The organism is Bacillus sp. JJ1562 (assembly GCF_036962705.1).
GTDB lineage: Bacteria > Bacillota > Bacilli > Bacillales > Bacillaceae_L > Ferdinandcohnia.
Window position 1 is genome coordinate 108,719 of record NZ_JBALOQ010000017.1, and the last position, 1,667, is coordinate 110,385.

1 protein-coding gene is annotated in these 1,667 nt (G+C 26.9%); it reads right to left on the reverse strand.

Annotated elements, in window-relative coordinates; all coding sequences use genetic code 11:
• Nucleotides 1-289: 289 nt before the first annotated feature.
• Nucleotides 290-1,667, reverse strand: a 1,378-nt coding sequence (locus V7097_RS11180) for a hypothetical protein (RefSeq protein ID WP_335703692.1), incomplete at its 5' end; no start/stop codon positions are given.

Sequence of the window (1,667 nt, forward strand, 5' to 3'; positions counted from 1 at the left end):
CGTTGAACCTTTGATAATAAAGGATTTAGCGGTCTTTTGTTTTTGTAACAATTTTTCTTTTTTACCTGTAAATTTACCTTAGGGGGTCGGATTGGGGTCGGATTTGATTTTTGGCGTTTTTAGACGGCATTTCCAATTTTTTTTTAAGACATCTAAAATTAATGATTAATTTATGTATTTAGTAAGATTGAAATAATTGAGTTGTTCTCTATAAATGCTTTTTGAATTAGAAGTTTCTTCTTGATGAAAAAAATTGTACATAAAAAAACCTCAATTTTATGAGGTTTTTTTATATTATTATTAATGATTCTTTTTTTAGATACTTTTCGTTTTGATCACTCAAAAAACTAAGTCCATATTCTTTATTTAGACCAGATACTTTATTTTTAAGATACACCATATTTGTATCTTTAATAAAGTCTTCTACTTTTAGAATCTCAGAGAGAGTTATAACTTTAATACCTATAGCTTTTAAATATTCTTGTTGACAATAGATTAAAAACATAGCTTTGGAATAACAGTAATCAAAAGAAATAGGACTAAAAGAAATTGAAGGGCCTATTTTTCTTAACAATTCAGGATTTATATCTAATCCCAGTGAACTTTCTAAAGAGTTAGGCATATTTTCGTTATTATTTTTAACAAAACTATAAACATCATAGCAATTCCTATTAAGATTATGGTTTTCTAGTTGATTTGTAGACATCTTAATCAAAAACCCAGCGCAACTATAATGGCCCAATTCTATAGCCTTAACAATATTTAAAATCATAATTTTCGATAAGCTGTATCGTTTTTTGCTTGCCTCAATTAAATCTTCATCTTTATACAAATTATATTCACTTTCCGCAAGCTGAAAACCTAAGTTCGTTACATTTGTTAATAGTTTGACATCATTCTTTAAAACAGCTTGGGTCATTAGAGAAAAGTATATCGTAAATATGTTTGTCCCATCAATATACTCATATGAATCATTGGATTGGTCCATTAACATTTTTAATATCATTAAATTGTCTTGATGATTGTTAGCACTTAATATATTTATCACTGTATTAATATTTTTATAATAAATTATTAGTCTTTGTTTAGACTCCGCAACATATTTTGATAGACTTTGAAAATCTGAACTGCACACTTCTTCGTAAAAACCCAAGCTTGTTTGGAAAATACCGGGTATTGTAGATTGATAAAAGTTAACAATTTTCTCAGTATCCTCAGTCCATAGATTTTTAGTAGTATTCGATAATAACAAATTAGTTTTTTGAAGAATTGTATCATAAAATTCAATTGATTCTTTTTCCGCACCTAAAGCAATTACTTGCTCATACCTATGAACGTGAATTTCTTTTATTAAAAAACTAAGTAGACCTAAATATTCTTCTAATCGTGCTGAAAAATCCTTGGGAAGATTATATTTTATTTTAGATAAAAATATTTGTATTATAATCTGTGAGCTTGTATTTACTTGTTCCAATATCCTCTTTAATTTTTTCCCAGAAAACTTAGCTTCAAATTCAACTGAATTTAATATCCCATCATACCCTCTCTTTTCTTTGAGTAAGAGGATTAATTGTATTCTTTCTATGTTTCGATTCAATAGAGACATTTGAATATCCATAACTTTAAAAATGTTTATGGAATTAATTGTCTTCCTATATACATGAACA